Origin of the sequence: Burkholderia sp. BCC1977 (genome assembly GCF_905339595.1) — a bacterium.
Taxonomy (GTDB): domain Bacteria; phylum Pseudomonadota; class Gammaproteobacteria; order Burkholderiales; family Burkholderiaceae; genus Burkholderia.
The window spans coordinates 106,395-123,526 of the sequence record NZ_CAJPGQ010000011.1 but is presented as its reverse complement, the minus strand read 5'-3'; the positions used below and the strand labels follow the sequence as shown (position 1 = coordinate 123,526).

Here is a 17,132-nt window from a genome sequence, read left to right as displayed (position 1 = left end):
AGCGGATTCTGGACGCATTGCGGCGCGCGATAAACGCGAAACACCCAACCAAATCATTCGACGCTGATTAACAATGGAGCCAGTCCCGATCCGTCACGCTCCCGCCCCGCATGGACCATCTGCATGCAATGCGCATCTTTGCGCGCGTCGCCCACCTCGGCAGCTTCACGAAAGCGGCCGAGCAGTTGCAATTGCCGCGCCCGACGGTCAGCAATGCCGTCCAGTATCTGGAGAAACACCTGAAGGTGCGCCTGTTGCAGCGGACGACGCGGCGGGTCGCGCTGACCGCCGAAGGCGCGACCTACTACGAGCGCTGCATGCGGCTGCTGGCCGATCTGGACGACGCCGAGACGCTGTTCGACGATGCCGGTGCGTCCCCGCGCGGCCTGATCCGCGTCGACCTGCCCGAGCGCTTTGCGCTGAACAAGGTGATTCCGGCGCTGCCGGATTTCCACGCGCGCTATCCCGACCTGCGCGTCGTGCTGAGCACGACCGACCGCTTCGTCGATCTCGTCGCCGATGGCATCGACTGCGCGGTGCGGGTCGGCGTGCTGTCCGACACGTCGCTGGTCGCGCGCCGCGTCGGCGAGCTGGCGCAGGTCAACTGCGCGTCGCCCGCGTATCTTGCGCGATACGGCACGCCGCGCTCGCCGGACGATTTGCCCGACCACGTCGCGGTCGGCTATTTCTCGAGCCGCACGGGCCGCGAGCTGGACTGGGAATATGTGGACATGGATTCGGGCGCGCTGCAAGCCGTGAAGATGCGCAGCGTGGTCGCGGTCAACAGCTCGCACGCGTATCTCGCGTGCTGCATCGCGGGCCTCGGGCTGATCCAGGCGCCGCGCGACGGGCTCGCGCCGCTGCTCGAGGACGGTTCGCTGGTGGAGGTGCTGCCGGAATGGCATGCCGCGCCGCTGCCGGTGTCGGTCGTGTTTCCGAACAGCCGGCATCTGGCGCCGCGCGTGCGGATCTTCGTCGACTGGCTCGCGCAAACGCTCGACGACGGGCACCGAGCGCAATGACGGCAGCCGGCCCTGAGGCAACCCGCCCGGGCGCCGGCCGGCCAGCCCGTCAGAACTTGTGGCGGATCGCGGCGCGCACCGCGAACTGGTTAGCCGACGACGACGGACCGTCCGTCCCGACCACGTAGCCGCCATCGGCCGCCGTGCCGGTCTTGTCGCCGGCGACCTTCTGCCATGCGCCCTGCAGGTAGACGTCGGTGCGCTTGGACAGGCTGTAGTCGGCCATCAGCCCGACAGTGTGGTATTTCGGCTTGAACGAACCGGCCGCGGCGTCGAACTTGCCGTCCGTGTATACATACTGCGCGCCGAGATAGAAATCGGGCGTGAGCTGGTACTTGCCGTTGATCTCGAAGTTCTGGAACTTGGTCGCGGTCAGCCCGAGGCCCGAGAACGTCGACGCCGGCAGGTAGACGGTCGACACCGGGTTCTTCACGTCGGTCTTCGTATAGACGAAGCCGACCGTCGCCGGGCCGAACGTGTAGTTCACGCCGCCGCCGAAGATGCGCAGGCGATCGGCGACGAAGTTCGCATCGTCGGCCGCGATCGCGCCCGCGCTGCCGACGCCCGGGCTGTTCGCCTGCAGATACGCGGCCGCGACCTGCAGCCCGGCCAGCGAATACTGCGCGCCGATGCTGTACTGGCGGTTGGTCGAGAAGCCCGTGCTGTTGCTGAAGCTGTAGGTGCCGCCGAACGACAGCCCGTTCCAGTCGGGGCTCGCGTACTTGACGGTGTTGTTGACGCGGAACGAGTTGTCCGTATTGTCGTTGTCGAACGGGTGCGAGAACAGCGTGCCGCCCCAGTTGCCGTTCGCGGTGAGCGGCGCGAGGTAGTCGACGACGGAATCGTACTGGCGGCCCAAGGTCAGCGTGCCGAAGCGCGACGCGCTCAGCCCGACGAACGCCTGGCGCCCGAACATCCGGCCGCCCTGGTTGAACCGGCCGTTGTTCACGTCGAAGCCGTTTTCCAGCGTGAAGATCGCCTTGAGCCCGCCGCCCAGGTCCTCGCTGCCCTTCAGGCCCCAGCGGCTGCCCTGCGCATAGCCGCTGGCGAGCTGGTAATTGGTTTTTCCGACCCCGTTCACGTTCACGTTGTTCGTGTAGTTGAAACCCTCGTCGATCAGGCCGTACAGCGTCACGCTGTCTTGCGCGAAGGCCGGCGCGGCGAAAGCGGCCAGCGCGGCGGCAAAAATGAAGTGCTTCTTCATGACGGATCTCCGGAGCCGGGTGCCGGGCAGGCCGTTCGCCCGGCGATTGTTTGGTCTGTTTTATAAGGGTGGCCCGCAGGGCGGACTGCGCGGTGTGCGGCCGCGAGGACAAAATGGTGTCACGTCGCAAACCGCCCGTCCATCGGGGCGTGGGCGCGGCGCGCAAAGCGTTGCGCTCGTCCAACTGCCCCGTTGGTCCGATTGCCTGACCAGGCTTATCGGCAACGGCCGGCCGGCTCGCCATCCGCGTAAACCCGAGCCACGTCGCATCGGTGGCACAATGCGCATCCGTTCGTCATTTCTTCACGAAGTCATGCTTCACCCCGATTCATGCGCGGCGGGTGCCGGCCGCGCACGCGGCGCGCGCCGGGAGGCGGCGCGATGACCGCCGCCGCCCGGGCCGGCCGCTACGCCGAGCTCGATTTCTTCCGCGGCCTCGTGCTGCTGGTGATCGTCGTCGACCACATCGGCGGCAGCATCCTGTCGCGCGTGACACTGCATGCGTACGCGCTGTGCGATGCGGCCGAGGTGTTCGTGTTCCTCGGCGGTTTCGCGACCGCCATCGCGTACAACTCGCTCGCCGAGCGCCACGACGAGGCCGCCGCGCGCCAGCGTTTCATCCGCCGTGCCTTCGAGATCTACCGTGCGTTCCTCGTGACGGCCGGCCTGATGCTGCTGATCACCGCCGCGCTGAGCGCATTCTCGATCGACGGCCCGAACATGCCGACCAACGACCTCGACGGCCTGCTCCACAAGCCGCTCGCCGCGCTGCGCGACATCCTGCTGTTCCGCCGCCAGCCGTATCTCGCGTCGGTGCTGCCGATGTATGCGTTCTTCGCGCTGCTCGTCCCGCTCGCGCTGCCGCTCGCACGCACGCAGCCGTGGCTGATGCTCGCGTTCAGCGGATCGCTGTGGTACGCCGCGCCACACGTCGCACGCTTCCTGCCGACCGTCGAAGGCGCGCCGTGGGACTTCAACCCGTTCGCGTGGCAGTTCCTGTTCGTGCTCGGCGTGATCGCGCGCTGCCAGCCCGTCTACCAGACCCTCGCGCCGAAGCCGCAGGGCTGGCTGCTGACGGCCGCGGCGCTCGCGATCGTCGCGGCCGGCGCGTACTACCGGCTGCGCATCGAGCCGTTCCCGACCGATCCGTCGATCAAGCAGAACCTCGGCGCGCTGCGGCTCGCGAACTTCCTCGCGATCGCGTGGCTCGCCGCCAAGCTCGTGCACCTCGGGTGGATGAAGAAGGTCGCGCACGCGATGCCGTGGATCGGCACGATCGGCCGCCAGGGGTTGCTGTGTTTCGTCGCCGGCACCGGCATCTCGCTCGCGGTCGACTCGCTGCTCTACCAGGCGACCGAAGGGTATCTGAACGTGCCGCTCGGCCTGGCCGCCGACGTCGTCGCGATGAGCCTGCTGTATCTCGTCGCGAAGCTTTATGCGCCGCTCGTGTCGCGGCTGCCGTTCCCGTTCCGTTCGCGGTGATGATGCGCCGCGCCGTCATGCGCCGCTGCTACGATAGCGGGCGCCTCTCCTGAAACGATTCGCCATGCGCCGACTCGCCCTTCCGTTCGCCGTCGCCCTGATCGCCGGCTCCATCGCCACCGCCCGCGCCACGCCGGGCGGGCCCGCGGTTTCACCGGCGTCGTCCGCACCCGCGGCCGCGATCGTCCCCTCCGCAACGGTCGCGCCGGCCGTCCAGGAACCGCCGGTCAATCCAGGCAGCAGCGTCGTGCTGCGCGCGTTCCGTTCGGCATCCCTGAAGCGCGACTGGTCGTACACCGTCTACCTGCCGCCCGGCTACAACCCGGAAGGCGCGCGCTATCCGGTGCTGTACCTGCTGCACGGCAATGCCGGCAACGCGAACGACTGGATCACGCAGGGCCGGCTGCAGGCCACCGCCGACACGCTGATCGAGCGCCGCGAGATCCCGCCCGTCGTGATCGTGATGCCGCAAGGCGGCACCGACTGGTACGTCGACCGCAAGGAGAAGATGCAGAGCGCGTTCCTGAACGACCTGCTGCCGGAAGTCGAGGCGCACTTCGCGGTGTCGAACCAGCGCGCGGGCCGCGCGATCGGCGGCGTATCGATGGGCGGCTTCGGCGCGCTGCGTTTCTCGCTGCTCGAACCGGGTCTGTTCTGCGGCGCGATGCTGCTCAGCCCGGCGATCTACGCGAACGAGCCGCCGCTCAATTCCGCCGCGCGCTATGTCGGCGTGTTCGGCGACCGGCAGTTCGATTCGCGCGTGTGGCACGAGCTGAATTACCCGGCGCTGATGCGCGGCTATTTCGCGCGCACCTGGCGCGTGCCGATGTTCATCGCGGCGGGCGACGACGACCTGACGATCCAGGCCGAATCGAGCGTGCTGTACACGCACCTGCGCCGCGCGCAGAACCCGGCCGAGCTGCGCATCGTCGACGGCGGGCATACGTGGGAAGTGTGGCGCGGGGTGCTCGGGCAAGGGTTGAAGTACGCGCTGGAGTGCGTGAAGTGATGCGGCCGGATCACGCGTCAGGCAGCCGCACGACGATGGCCTGACGCCGCGCCCCTCGCCGCACCGGCGTCACCGCCACGACGCGCGCACCGGACGATCGCGCCGGATCGCGGTCGATTCAATTCCATGCATGACGCGCCGGCCGCACGCCGTTCAGGTAGTAGTTGCCGACGAGGTGATACTTCCACCGCACCGGGTCGTGCAGCGTGTGCGTGCGCGCGTTTCGCCAGTGCCGGTCGAGATTGTGTTCGGCGAGCGTCGACTGCGTGCCCGCCAGCTCGAACAGCTTCTCGCCCGCGAGCAGCGCAATCTCGGTCGTCAGCACCTTCGCCTCGCCGACCGCGACCGATGCACGCGCGACATCGTCGTCGGTCACGCTGCCGCGCGCGCCGATCTCGTCGAGTGTGCGCGCCGCGCGTTCGAGCAGCGCTTCCGCCGCATGCAGCTGGATATGCAGGCGGCCGATCTCGCGGACGATCAACGGATCGTCGGTCGCCCGCTCGACGCCGCTGTCGACCCACGGCCGCGTGCGCGTGCGCACGAACGCCTCCGTATCGGCGATCGCGGCCTTCGCGATGCCCGCATCGATCGCCGCCTGGATGATCTGCGACAGCGGGCCGTTGAGCGTCGGTGCGTCCGACACGCGCTGCGCGTTCAGCACATGCGAAGCCGGCACGCGCACGCCGTCCAGCACCACCGTGCCGCTCGCGGTCGTGCGCTGTCCGAAACCCGACCAGTCGTCGATCACGGTCAGCCCCGGCGCCGGCTGCGGGACGTAGGCGAGCCACGCCTGCCGCGCATCGTCGAGGCCGAGCACCGGCACGTAGTGCGCGAACAGTGCGCCGGTCGAGTAGAACTTCGTGCCGTCGACGACATAGTCGTCGCCATCGCGCCACACACGCGTCTTCAGGTCGAGCACGTGCTTCGTGCCCTTCTCCGAGAAACCGTTGCCGAAGCGCTTGCCGCTCAGGATTTCCGCGAAGAAATAGCGCTTCTGCGCATCGGTGCCGGTCAGCGCGATCACGTCGACCAGCCCGAAGTGGTTCTGCGGCAACTGCCCGAGCGACGCATCGGCCGCCGCGACGATCTTGATCACCTCGGTGAGCGTCAGGTTCGATACGCCCGCGCCCCCGTAGGCCTTCGGCACGGTGATCGCCCACAATCCCGACTGCGAGAACCATTCGATCTCGTCGCGCGGCAGCCGGCGTTCGCGATCCCGTTCGGCCGCCCCTTCCGCCAGTCGTTGCGCGAGTGCATGCGCAACCGCGATCGCCTGCGCGTCGTCGGCGATCACGCGGGCCACCTGCGGTCTTGCGTCGGCCGGCCGCTCCTGAATCGTCGCGCTCGTATCTGACATCGGGCTCTCCTGTCGAATGACGAAAGCATTCAATCTAGCAGCGCTCTGCAGGCCGGCAAACCGAGCGATTCTCGTAACGATATTCCTTCGGATAACAAACGACATGGCAAAGCACGGCGCCCGACTCCGCGCTTCGGCGTCGCAATCGAAGCCCGAGCGTCGATGCTTCCCGTTGCCGATCCGCGTAATGCGCAGCGACGATAAGGATCTGCGAATCCGTTATTGGAACGCGCGCGTCGCGCTTCCTATACTTGCCTCCCGGTGCAAACGGCCCCGCCCTTCGAGGAACACCGCATGACTTCGTCGCACGCAGATACCGATCTTTCCACCGGCACCGACTACGACGCACTCGCGAGCCGGTTTCGCCCCCTCTTCGACCGCATCGCCGCCGGCACCGCCGAACGCGAACGCCGCCGCGAACTGCCGCACGAAGCGATCGGCTGGCTGAAGGCCGCCGGTTTCGGCGCGGTACGGTTGCCGGTGCGCGACGGCGGCGCCGGCGCGTCGCTGCCGCAGCTGTTCCGGCTGCTGACCGAGCTCGCCACCGCCGATTCCAATCTGCCGCAGGCGTTGCGCGGCCACTTCGCGTTCGTCGAGGACTGGCTGAACGTGCCGCCCGGGCCGCAACGCACGACGTGGCTCGACCGCTTCGCGAGCGGCCAGCTCGTCGGCAATGCGTGGTCGGAAGCCGGCGACGTCCCGCTCGGCCAGACCATCACGAAGGTATCGGCGCAGAACGGCCGGCTCGTGCTGAACGGCCGGAAGTTCTACAGCACCGGCAGCCTGTTCGCGGACTGGATCGACGTGTTCGCACAGCGCGAACATGACGGCCGCGACGTGATCGTCGCGATCGCCACCGTGCAGCCCGGCGTGATACGCGAAGACGACTGGGACGGCTTCGGCCAGAGAACGACCGGCAGCGGCACGACGCGCTTCGAGAATGCGGCGGTCGACGCCGACAACGTGATCGATTTCGCACGCCGCTTCAAATACCAGACCGCGTTCTACCAGCTGTTCCATGTCGCCACGCTGGCCGGCATCGGCCATGCGATCGTGCGCGATGCGGGCGAGCTCGTGCGCAACCGCACGCGCGTGTACAGCCACGGCAACGCCGCGCGCGCCGGCGACGATGCGCAACTCCAGCAGGTGATCGGCGAGATCGCGTCGTGGGCCTATGCGGCCGATGCGCTCGCCCTGCGTGCCGCGCAGCCGCTGCAGCAGGCGTACGTCGCCCGCTTCGGCGGCGACGACGAAGCGGAACACGCCGCGAACGTCGCGGCCGAAATCGAATCCGCGCAAAGCCAGCTCGTCGTGTCGGAACTCGTGCTGCGCGCGGCGACGCGCCTGTTCGACGCGCTCGGCGCATCCGCGACGCGCAGCACGACCGCGCTCGACCGTCACTGGCGCAACGCGCGCACGGTGTCGTCGCACAATCCGCTCGTCTACAAGGCGCGGATCGTCGGCGACTGGGTCATCAACGGACGCACGCCGCCGTTCGTCTGGCGCGTCGGCAACGGTGCCGGTGCAGACGCCGGCACGGAAACGGGAGCCGCACGATGAGCAAGACCATCCGCTTCAATGCGTTCGAGATGAATTGCGTCGGCCATCAGTCGCCCGGCCTGTGGGCGCATCCACGCGATCGTTCGTGGCAGTACAAGGATCTCGACTACTGGACCGATCTCGCGCGCGTACTCGAACGCGGGATCTTCGACGCGATCTTCATCGCGGACGTGATCGGCTACTACGACGTCTACCAGGGCAGCAACTACCACGCGCTGCACCAGGCCGCGCAGATCCCGGTGAATGATCCGCTGCAGCTCGCCGCACCGATCGCGATGGCGACCGAGCATCTCGGCATCGGCATCACCGCGTCGACGACGTTCGAGCATCCGTACACGTTCGCGCGCCGGCTGTCGACCGCCGACCATCACACGAAGGGCCGGCTCGCGTGGAATATCGTCACGTCGTACCTGGAAAGCGGCGCGAAGAATGTCGGCGACCACGGACTGCGCACGCATGACGACCGCTATGCGGTCGCGGCCGAATACGTCGAGGTGCTGTACAAGCTGTTCGAAGGCAGCTGGGAAGACGGCGCGGTCGTGCGCGACCGCGCCGGGCGCGTGTTCACGCATCCGGAGAAAGTGCACGAGATCGGCCACAAGGGGCGCTTCTTCGACGTGCCCGGCTATCACCTGTGCGAGCCGTCGCCGCAGCGCACGCCGGTGCTGTTCCAGGCCGGCGCGTCCGGCCCCGGCAAGGCGTTCGCCGCCCGGCACGCCGAATGCGTGTTCGTCGCCGCGCCGACCCGCCCGCAACTTGCGCGCTATGTCGCCGACGTGCGCGCGCAGGCCGCCGCCGCGGGTCGCGATCCGCACGACGTGCTGATCTACAACCTCGTCACGGTGATCGTCGACGAGACCGACGAGAAGGCGCAGGCCAAGTTCGACGAGTACCGCCGCTATGTGTCGTACGACGGCTCGCTCGTGTTCATGTCCGGCTGGACCGGCATCGATTTCGGCCAGTACGCGCCGACCGATCCCGTCAGGCGCGTCGAGACCAATGCGATCGTGTCGGCCGTCGAGCATCTGGCCGGCGGCGATACCGCGTGGACGATCGAGGAACTGGCGGCCTGGGGCGGCATCGGCGGGATGGGGCCTGTGTTCGTCGGCTCCGCGCAAACCGTCGCGGACATCCTGCAGGAATGGGTCGCCGCGACCGACGTCGACGGCTTCAATCTCGCGTATGCGGTTGCGCACGAAACCTTCGAGGACATCGTGCGCCACCTCGTGCCGGAGTTGCAGCGGCGCGGCGTCTATCCGACCGGATACGCGCCGGGCACGCTGCGCGAGAAGCTGTTCGGCGGGTCGGCGCGGCTGCCGGACGCGCATCCGGCCGCGCGGTTTCGCGACATCGAGCAGGTGAAGCGCGATGCGGAACGGGTGGCCGACTACGCGTGACGGCAAGGCGGCCGACCAGCATGCCCGACGAACGACCGCGTGCCTGCCGCACCGGTCGCTCGACGCGCTACCGCCGATCGCACCGCGCCCTTCCGCTCACAGCCACGTCCCGCCCTGCCGCTCGTTCGGCTCATCGGCGAGCGCGTCGAAATCGTGAATCCAGTCCAGGTGATGCAGCACGCTGTCGCGCTCGCCGAGCCGTGCATTGCGCGCCTGCGCCGCCGGCCCGTCGGGCAGATGCAGCACGTCGGCCGCGGAGATCGACGCGTACTGCACCTTGCGCGTGCGGCCGCGCCGCAGCCGCTCGTATGCGTCCTGCGCGTCGCGCCAGTTGCCGGGCCCGGCCTTCGCCAGTTGCGCGGCCAGCACCATCGCGTCCTCGATCGACTGATTCGCGCCCTGCCCGTGATGCGGCACCAGCGCATGCGCGGCGTCGCCGATCAGCGTCACGCGCCCGCGGCTCCAGCGGCCGAGCGGCGGCCGGTGGAACAGCCCCCAGCGCTGGCTGATCGGCACCGCGGTGATCATCTGCACCACCGCCGGATGCCAGCCGCCGAACAGGCGCAGCTGCTCGCCTTCTTGCGCCGGCATGACCCAGTCGCGCGACGGCCACGGCGACGGATGACGCTCGACCAGCAGGAAGTTCTGGTCGCCGTTGTCGCCGATCGGATAGTGCAGCAGATGACCGTGCGGCCCGACCCAGAACTGAATGGTCTCGGGATCGGGCAACAGGCCCATCCGCTCGGCCGGCACCACGCCGCGAAAGCCCGAGCAACCCGAATACAGCACATCGTCGTAGCCGAGCATCCAGCGCCGCGTGATCGAACGCGCGCCGTCCGCGCCGATCACGAGATCGGCGTCGACACGTTCGCCGTTGTCGAACGACAGCGTGACGCGATCCGGATGCTGCGCGAGATCGACGAGCCGATGGCCGAGATGAATGTGCTCGACACCGACCGCCTTCGACAGGATCGCCTGCAGGTCCGCGCGGTGCACGCCCCAGTACGAGCCGCCGAACTGCCGGCGATAGTCGGGCTCGCCGCGATGATGGCCGATCACGTCGCCACTGCGCCCGTCGCGATAGACGAGGCCGGGAATCTCCGCGCATACCGCGTCGAACGCCGGACGTAGTCCCATGCGTTCGTAGAAGCGCGTCGCGTTGGCCGACAGCGCGACGGCTGCCCCCACCTCGCGCAGCACGTCGGTCTGCTCGTACAGCTGCGCGTCGATGCCGTGTTCCCGCAATGCGAGCGCCAGCGTCAGGCCGCCGATGCCGGCCCCGACGATCGCGATCATCAGATTCGTCTGCATGATGAACGTGTCTCCGATATTCAGATAGTGAGTGGTCGAGGCCGCGGCGCGCGTCACCTGCCCGGCGCGCCTGTCGATTGCCTGCGCCGTACCGGTATTTTCAGCAGCGCCCCCTCATCCCACAATAAAATGCAGGGAATCTGCTTCATCACTGAACGGAATGACACGAGGACACGCCGAACCATGGAACTGAGCGAGATCGACCTCAACCTGCTGTTGCTGTTCCAGCGGCTGATGCAGGAGCGGCGCGTGTCGACCGTCGCCGAGCAGATGAACATGAGCCAGCCGGGTGTCAGCAACGCGCTCGCGAAGCTGCGCCGCCGGCTCGGCGATCCGCTGTTCGTGCGCGGCCCGGGCGGCGTGGTGCCGACGCCGTTCGCGCTGCGCCTGGCCGAACCAGTCGCGCACGCGCTGTCGACGCTGCATGCGGCGCTCAACCCCGAGACCGGTTTCGATCCGCCGCGCGCGTCGCGCACGATGACGATCGGGATGACCGATATCGGCGAAGTCGTGTTCCTGCCCGCGCTGCTCGAGCACCTGTCGCGCGCGGCGCCGGGCATCGCGCTCAATACCGTGCGCAACACGAGCGTCAACCTCGCCGACGAGATGGCCGACGGCCGCGTCGACCTCGCGATCGGGCTGTTGCCGCAACTGCAGGGCGGGTTCTATCAGCGCCGGCTGTTCGATCAGCGGTACGTATGCCTGTTCCGGCGCGGGCATCCGCTCGAGGACGCGCCGCTGACGGTCGACGCGTGGCGGGAAGCCGAGCATCTGGTCGTGGTGTCGGCCGGCACCGGTCACGGGCAGGTGGACGAATGGCTGAAGCGGCGCCGCGTGAAGCGCCGCGTGCGGCTGACGGTGCCGCATTTCATGAGCGTCGGCTATATCCTGCAGCGCACCGACCTGATCGCGACCGTGCCGGAACACCTTGCGCTGCAGCTCGCCGCGCCGTTTTCGCTGGGCTGGCGCGCGTTGCCGGTCACGCTGCCGGGCGCGCCGATCCACATGCTGTGGCATGCGCGCGTGAATCAGGACGAAGGCAACCGGTGGTTGCGGGATGTCGTGGTCGGCCTGTTCGCGGAAGCCGTGACACGCGAACGGAAGGCCGCACCGGCGCGGAAGAAATAGTCGCTCGCGTCGCGAAATCCGGCGTGCGCGTTAGGATGTCGCTTCGACCGGCGCACGGCGAGTCCATCGCGCGCCCGCCGCCGCTTTCTTCACCCAACCCGCAGGAAATCAAGCCATGTCTGTCTCGAAGAAGTTCGCCGCCGTCACCGGCGCCGGATCCGGCATCGGTCGTGCCGCGGCAATCGCGCTCGCGAATGCCGGATTTACCGTCGCGCTGATCGGACGCAAGGAAGCGTCGCTGCGTGAAACGAACGAGGCGATCGCCGCCGTCCACGGCGACGCCCACGCGTTTCCGGCCGACGTCACCGACGAAGCGTCGGTCGAACACGCGTTCACGCAAATCGCGCAGCGGTTCGGGCGGCTGGACGTCCTCTTCAACAATGCCGGGCGCAACGCGCCGGCCGTGCCGCTCGACGAATACGAGTTCGGTGTGTGGAACGACGTCGTCGCGACGAACCTGACGGGCGTCTTCCTGTGCGCGCGGGCGGCATGGCGCGTGATGAAGGCGCAAACGCCGCAGGGTGGCCGGATCATCAACAACGGCTCGATCTCCGCCTATACGCCGCGCCCGAACACGATCGCGTACACGGCCACCAAGCATGCGGTGGCCGGCATCACCAAGTCGCTCGCGCTCGACGGCCGCGCGTACCACATCGCCTGCAGCCAGATCGACATCGGCAACGCGGCGACGTCGCTGACGGATCGCATGACGGAAGGCGTGCTGCAGGCCGATGGACGCATGGCGCCCGAGGCGCGCATGGACGTCACGCATGTCGCGAATGCGGTCGTTCAGATGGCGAATCTTCCGCTGGATACGAACATCCTGAACATGACGATCATGGCGACCACGATGCCGTTCGTGGGACGGGGATAACGCCCGGCGCCGGGCCGTTTCCGCCGCGCCGGGCCGCGATGCCGATCGCGTCGCCCGGCCGCCCGGCGTCGATCGCCCTTGACAAGTTGCGCGTCGCAACTAATATTACTTGCGACACGCAACTATCCGGGGCTCGGCATGGACCTCATCGATATTCCGTCGAATACGCGCGAAGCGACGATCCTCGAGCTTCGCGACTTCTCGCGCAAACTGGTTCGCGAACTGGGTTTCATGCGGGCGACCTTGGCCGACAGCGATCTGGCGCCGTCTGCCGTTCACGCCGTTCTCGAAATCGGCATGGCGCCCGGGATCAGCGCAAAGGATCTGGGCAGCATTCTGCGTCTGGATAAATCAAACACGAGCAGGCAGCTTTCCCGGCTCGAAGCGGCCGGCTTCGTGACGCGCCGCATCTCATCCGACGATGCGCGTGCGACGGAGTTGTACCTGACTGCCGACGGGCAAAAACTTCGCAGGAAGATCGACCAGTTCGCGACACGCCAGGTGTCGAATGCATTGCGCCGGATGGTTCCGGCGGACCAGCAAACCCTCGTCCGTTCGCTGGCGCTGTATAGCGATGCGCTCGCGCAGGACAATGCCGCCGACGCGCGCACGCCGAACGTGGACACCTCGCGGATTGTCGACGGCTACCAACCCGGCTGTATTGGCGACATAGCAAGCCTTCACGCGCGGTTCTATTCGGAACACTGGGGGTTCGGCGCTTTCTTCGAGAAAAAGGTTGCGACGGAACTCGCGGAATTTGCCGGCACCTTGCCGTCCGAAGGCAAGGCGCTGTGGCTCCATGCCGACAACGGTCGCGCGCTCGCCTCTGTCGCGATAGACGGGAACAAAGCCACGGGAATCGCACATTTGCGATGGTTCATCGTCGACGATGGTTTGCGCGGCGCCGGTATCGGGCGGCAGCTGATGACGTGCGCCATGCATTTCGTCGACGAGCAGCAGTTCGACGAGACCTACCTGTGGACGTTCAAGGGGCTGGATTCGGCGCGTCACTTGTACGAATCGTTCGGCTTTACGCTGACCAGCGAATCGGAGGGCGCGCAATGGGGAACCAACGTCGTCGAGCAGCGCTTCAGCCGGCGCCGGCCAGGCACATAGGCCTCCGCGTGGTTCAACGTTCGTGATAGATCGCGAGCCAGACCGACTGCTCGTCAGGGTGCGTCCACGCGACACGATGCCGGCAATGCGGTTCGATCAGCACGTAGTCGCCGGGGCGCATGTCGTGCAGCGTCGCGTCCGCTTCGAACTCGAGCACCGCCGCCCCCGACAGCAGCACCACCCATTCGGCGCGCGAATCGTCATACCAGAACCCGTCGGGACTCGTGTGCCCCATCGACACGATCCGCTCGACGTTCAGGCGCGATCCCGCGACGAGCACATCGATCCGCTCGTCGCCGCCGCGGGCTCGTTCGACACTGAACAGGTTGCCGGTCTGGAGTGACATGGTTCGACCTCGGGCGGCCTTCGGCGGAAGGCGGATGACGCCCACTGTAGCGCGAAGGCCGACATCGCGGCGAACTTGTTTGCGGTCCCGGCAGAGCCGACATTCACGCGGCCGCCTCGTCGTCGATATCGCGCGCCGTCGGTTCATGACGCACGATCAGCAGAAACACGATCGGCGTGGCCGCGCTGACCGCGACGACCCAGAACATGTCCGTGCCGAGACGGGCCTGCAAGATCGGCAGCACGAACAGCGCAAGCGCCTGGCCGATCCCGCACAGCGAACGCCCGAAGCCGACACCCGTGCCACGGATCGCCGCCGGATAGGACAGCGTCGGATAGATCATCATCTGCGCGCCCGGCCCGAAGCCCTCGGCGAACAGCCAGGTGCCGAGCATCAGCAGCACGAGGCCGATCGCGAGTGCGCCGTGCGGATGCCCCGCCAGCGCCAGCGCGACGAGTGCGACGAACTGCAGCGCGAAACCCGCGATCGCGACATGACGCGACGGATAGCGATATGCGAGGCGCATGCCCAGCAAGCCGCCGGTCAACGCGAACAGCACGTTCAGCGCGAGCGACGCGGCGATCGTCTCGAACACGCCCGCGCCGAGAAACTGCGACAGGATCGACGGCAGGAAGAACGCGATCGCCGTGTATTCGAACGGAATGCACAGGTTCATCACGCTGGCGACGATCGTGCGGCCGAGATACGGGCGCTGGAACAGCACGCGAATCCGCACGGGCGGCTGGCTCGGCGCGCGCGGCGCGTCTTCCGCTTCATGGGCGTGAATGCCGTACGACTCGCGAAGAATGCGCGCGGCATTGGCCAGGTCGCCCTGGTTCGCGGCCCACAACGGCGATTCGTTCATGAAGCGGTTGCGGACCAGGATGATGACGAGCGCGGGCACCGCGCCGAAGATCAGCGACGCGCGCCACAGCCAGCCCGCATGCTCGGCCGGCAGCAGGAAATACATGCCGAAGATCAGCAGGAAGCACACCGACGACGCCACGTACCACATCGGGCACCACGCGGCGAGCCGCGACGCCTTGTTGCCGCGGCCGTTGAACCGCGAGAATTCCGCGAGAAACGCCATCGCGACCGGCAGGTCGATGCCGACCCCGAGCCCCATCACGAAGCGCGCGGCGATCAGCACCCAGACGTTCGGCGCGAGCCCGGCCGCGATCGCCGCGACCACGAAGAACAGCATGTCGGCCATGAACACCTGGTAGCGGCCGATCCGGTCGGTCAGCCATCCGCCGATCAGGCTGCCGAAGATCGTGCCGATCATGATCGCCGAGCCGACCAGCCCCGTCAGCGCGGGGGTCAGGCCGAATTCGCGCGCGACGTCGTCGATGCCGTACGACAGCGTCGTCAGGTCGTACGCATCGAGAAACACGCCGCCGAGCGCGAGCAGCACGATCATCCGCGCATGGCTGACGGAACTGTCGGTCGTATTGATCAGGCGCGCCACATCGCTCGCGGAGCGGATGGGCGCGGAAACCGGCGTGACAGCGTTCAGATCGATCGAACTCATCGCATTCCCTTGTTCGCCGGATGGCCGGCGATGTCCACATGGAGACAGGAGCCCGACACGTGCATGCTAGATCGCCATCACTTGAAAAGTGGAGCTGGAGCGTCGGCACACATGCGTTCGGGTTCCGGAAGCGACGATTCTGTTCTCGCGGTCCGCGATTCCCAACCGATATAAAGCGATAAATTATTCGGTGTACGTCATAAAGTTGCCCGGCCGCGTGCGCGTGGTGGACACACGCAGATGCAATCTGCGACCGCGATGGACTCGTGGCGATTCGAGCGAGACCACACGCCTGCGTGTCGCGCCCCGCGTCATGCCGGCGGCTGAAACGCGGCGACCTTGTTCCGGCCGGTCGCCTTCGCGTAGTACAGCGCCTCGTCGGCAGCCTTGATCACGATGCCGGCCTCTTCTTCGTCCTCCGGTATCCAGCTCACGAGGCCGATACTGGCGGTGACGTGCCCATATTCGCTGCCGGCGTGCTCGAGCGCCAGTTGAGCGATCGCCGCGCGAATTTGCTCGGCGATTTGGGCCGCTCCCGTCTGCGGCGTATCGGGGAGCAGCACGATGAATTCCTCTCCACCGTAGCGGGCCGCGGTATCGAGCGGCCGGCGGATGTTGTCGCCGATACAGCGCGCAACGGCCGCCAGCGCGTCGTCGCCCGCCTGGTGGCCGTAGGTATCGTTGTAGGCCTTGAAGCGGTCGACATCGACGAACAGCAACGAGAACACCGATCGCGCGCGCCGCGCGCGCCGCCATTCGCGATCCAGCACTTCCGCGAAGCTGCGGCGATTGTTCAGGCCGGTGAGACCGTCGGTGCGGGCGAGCAGCACGAGTTCCGACTCGGCGCGCATCCGGCGCCGGAGTTGCGTGCCGAGCATGATCGACACCGCGATGAACGCAACGCCGAACGTCGCCACCAGCGCGCCGATCGTCACGGCCCGGTGCCGCCACGCCGCATAGATATCCTGCTCCGCTTCCGCGACCATGATGATCAGCGGCAGCTTCGGCAGATGCCTGAAGTAGTAGAGACGGCGCACCCCGTCGAGCGACGAGGTTTCCGAAAACACGCCCTCCTGCGCGGTCTGGAAGCGCCGAAAGGTCGCGGCGTGGCTGATGTCGCGACCGATGGTGCGGACGTCGTACGGCTGGCGCATCACCATGACGCCGTCGCTGGCGATCAGCGAGATCGAACCATGCTGCCCCAGTGACAGGCCGGCAAACAGTTGATGGAAATACTCGAGGTTGACCGCGATGACCACGACGCCGGCAAACGAGCCGTCCGGGTTCGAGATGCGCCGCGTGAGCGCGATGCTGAGCGCGCCGCCGCGCAGGCGCGACCGGAACGGGCCGCTGACATAGAGCCCCGCATCCGGATTGTCGCGGTGGACGGTAAAGTACTTGCGATCGGCAAAATTGCCGTGGCGCGGCTCGTCGCCAGCCGAATCGAGGATGATGTCGCCGCCGGCATCGAGCACCAGCATCGAGCCGAGAAATTGCGCCGTCATCGCGTTATCGAACAGCACGGCGCGCCGCAAGCTCGCGGGCGCGGTCATCAGGTCGTGACGTTGAAGCCCCGCGATCACTGCCTGCAGCGACAGGTCATAGAGTTCGAAATTGCGTTCGATGTCGCGCTCGGCGATCAGTCCGAGATTGCGGGAGGAGTCCCTCGCCCGCTCGAGCGCATCGTTGCGGCTCTGGAACAACTGCAGCACGCACAGACCCATGAGCGCGCAAGCAATCACGATACCGATCACGACGATGGTATGGGGAGCCGCCGACCTCGATTGCATGTGTC

General features: G+C 67.3%; 14 protein-coding genes. 8 read left to right on the top strand and 6 right to left on the bottom strand.

Annotation, left to right across the window (positions count from 1 at the left end):
* Nucleotides 1-110: 110 nt before the first annotated feature.
* Nucleotides 111-1,022, top strand: coding sequence for a LysR family transcriptional regulator (locus U5771_RS12265; RefSeq protein ID WP_322024213.1), 912 nt, complete (start codon nt 111-113; stop codon nt 1,020-1,022).
* Nucleotides 1,023-1,071: 49 nt separating this feature from the next.
* On the opposite strand, the gene U5771_RS12260 is transcribed toward U5771_RS12265, so the two are convergent.
* Nucleotides 1,072-2,226 (bottom strand): porin, encoded by a 1,155-nt coding sequence (locus U5771_RS12260; RefSeq protein ID WP_322024212.1) that lies wholly within the window; start codon nt 2,224-2,226, stop codon nt 1,072-1,074.
* Nucleotides 2,227-2,607: 381 nt separating this feature from the next.
* Between U5771_RS12260 and U5771_RS12255 the strand changes: the two genes are divergently transcribed.
* Together U5771_RS12255 and U5771_RS12250 are read left to right on the top strand one after the other, a co-directional pair.
* The gene (locus U5771_RS12255; RefSeq protein ID WP_322024211.1) at nt 2,608-3,708 is read left to right on the top strand and encodes an OpgC domain-containing protein; all 1,101 of its coding nucleotides are present in this window, start codon (nt 2,608-2,610) and stop codon (nt 3,706-3,708) included.
* A gap of 64 nt (nt 3,709-3,772) precedes the next feature.
* On the top strand, nt 3,773-4,717 hold the full coding sequence (locus tag U5771_RS12250) for an alpha/beta hydrolase (protein ID WP_322024210.1): 945 nt from the start codon (nt 3,773-3,775) through the stop codon (nt 4,715-4,717).
* A 118-nt stretch (nt 4,718-4,835) separates the two neighbouring features.
* Here the strand turns inward: U5771_RS12250 and U5771_RS12245 are convergent, their stop codons facing one another.
* Complete coding sequence (locus tag U5771_RS12245) at nt 4,836-6,074, bottom strand: SfnB family sulfur acquisition oxidoreductase (protein ID WP_322024209.1); 1,239 nt, start codon at nt 6,072-6,074, stop codon at nt 4,836-4,838.
* Between the two features lie 294 nt (nt 6,075-6,368).
* On the opposite strand from U5771_RS12245, the gene U5771_RS12240 reads away from it, so the two are divergent.
* Both U5771_RS12240 and U5771_RS12235 read left to right on the top strand, forming a co-directional pair.
* Nucleotides 6,369-7,634, top strand: coding sequence for an acyl-CoA dehydrogenase family protein (locus U5771_RS12240; RefSeq protein ID WP_322024208.1), 1,266 nt, complete (start codon nt 6,369-6,371; stop codon nt 7,632-7,634).
* The gene (locus tag U5771_RS12235; RefSeq protein WP_322024207.1) at nt 7,631-9,031 is read left to right on the top strand and encodes an LLM class flavin-dependent oxidoreductase; all 1,401 of its coding nucleotides are present in this window, start codon (nt 7,631-7,633) and stop codon (nt 9,029-9,031) included. Before U5771_RS12240 ends, U5771_RS12235 begins: the two co-directional genes overlap by 4 nt.
* 96 nt (nt 9,032-9,127) lie before the next feature.
* On the opposite strand, the gene U5771_RS12230 is transcribed toward U5771_RS12235, so the two are convergent.
* Nucleotides 9,128-10,342 (bottom strand): FAD-dependent oxidoreductase, encoded by a 1,215-nt coding sequence (locus tag U5771_RS12230; RefSeq protein ID WP_322024206.1) that lies wholly within the window; start codon nt 10,340-10,342, stop codon nt 9,128-9,130.
* Nucleotides 10,343-10,525: 183 nt separating this feature from the next.
* Here U5771_RS12230 and U5771_RS12225 point away from each other — a divergent pair, with 183 nt between their 5' ends.
* The 3 genes from U5771_RS12225 (at nt 10,526) to U5771_RS12215 (ending at nt 13,460) form a co-directional block, all read left to right on the top strand.
* On the top strand, nt 10,526-11,470 hold the full coding sequence (locus U5771_RS12225; protein WP_322024205.1) for a LysR family transcriptional regulator: 945 nt from the start codon (nt 10,526-10,528) through the stop codon (nt 11,468-11,470).
* Between the two features lie 115 nt (nt 11,471-11,585).
* Entirely contained in the window at nt 11,586-12,344 is a 759-nt protein-coding gene (locus U5771_RS12220) for an SDR family oxidoreductase (protein ID WP_322024204.1), read from the top strand.
* Between the two features lie 138 nt (nt 12,345-12,482).
* Complete coding sequence (locus U5771_RS12215) at nt 12,483-13,460, top strand: helix-turn-helix domain-containing GNAT family N-acetyltransferase (RefSeq protein WP_322024203.1); 978 nt, start codon at nt 12,483-12,485, stop codon at nt 13,458-13,460.
* Nucleotides 13,461-13,473: 13 nt separating this feature from the next.
* On the opposite strand, the gene U5771_RS12210 is transcribed toward U5771_RS12215, so the two are convergent.
* The 3 genes from U5771_RS12210 to U5771_RS12200 all read right to left on the bottom strand — a co-directional run bounded on the left by U5771_RS12210 (nt 13,474) and on the right by U5771_RS12200 (nt 17,127).
* Complete coding sequence (locus U5771_RS12210) at nt 13,474-13,806, bottom strand: cupin domain-containing protein (RefSeq protein ID WP_322024202.1); 333 nt, start codon at nt 13,804-13,806, stop codon at nt 13,474-13,476.
* 103 nt (nt 13,807-13,909) lie between these two features.
* Nucleotides 13,910-15,337 (bottom strand): MFS transporter, encoded by a 1,428-nt coding sequence (locus U5771_RS12205; RefSeq protein ID WP_322024201.1) that lies wholly within the window; start codon nt 15,335-15,337, stop codon nt 13,910-13,912.
* A gap of 311 nt (nt 15,338-15,648) precedes the next feature.
* Complete coding sequence (locus U5771_RS12200) at nt 15,649-17,127, bottom strand: sensor domain-containing diguanylate cyclase (protein ID WP_322024200.1); 1,479 nt, start codon at nt 17,125-17,127, stop codon at nt 15,649-15,651.
* Between the last annotated feature and the right edge of the window lie 5 nt (nt 17,128-17,132).